This window comes from Streptomyces sp. ME19-01-6 (genome assembly GCF_033793745.1).
Lineage (GTDB): Bacteria > Actinomycetota > Actinomycetes > Streptomycetales > Streptomycetaceae > Streptomyces.
In genome coordinates this window covers 1-553 of the sequence record NZ_JARAXF010000144.1, presented here as the reverse complement: position 1 = coordinate 553, position 553 = coordinate 1, and the positions used below count along the sequence as shown (strand labels likewise).

Here is a 553-nt window from a genome sequence, read left to right as displayed (position 1 = left end):
ATCCCCACCCACCCACACACCCCCGCGCGTCACACACCACAACCGCCCACCAAACCCCACCTCACCCACCACCTGAACCAACCCCACCGTCCCCACCAAGCCCACCGACACCCCGGCAAAGCCCGGGTGGGCAGCCTCCTCCAGCCCCAGCAGGCTCACCACGCCCACCACGTCCGACCAGCCATCCGTCCGGCGCAGCCGGTCCGCCAGCGCGTGACGCGTCTGCTCCTCCACACCCAGCACCCAGGTCTCGCTCTGCGCCCCGGCACCCTCCAGCGCCCGAACGACCACCTCCACCGCTGGGTCCTCCGCCTTCCCCTCCGGCACCACCACCACCCACCGGCCACCCAACCCAGGCCGCGCATCCAACCCCGACACCGCAGACCACGCCGTCCGATAACGCCACCCGTCCACGCCAGCGCTCGTCCGTGCGGCCAGCGCGGCGCTCCCGTTCAGCCAGTAGTGCTCGCGTTGGAAGGCGTAGGTCGGCAGATCGAGCACGGACGGCCGCGCGTCCGAACCCCCGACCCCGAACCACGCCGTCCACTCCACC

1 pseudogene is annotated in these 553 nt (G+C 72.2%); it reads right to left on the bottom strand.

The features are described 5' to 3' along the window. A pseudogene (locus PV419_RS53055) lies at nt 1–553 on the bottom strand (hypothetical protein); the annotation flags it as partial.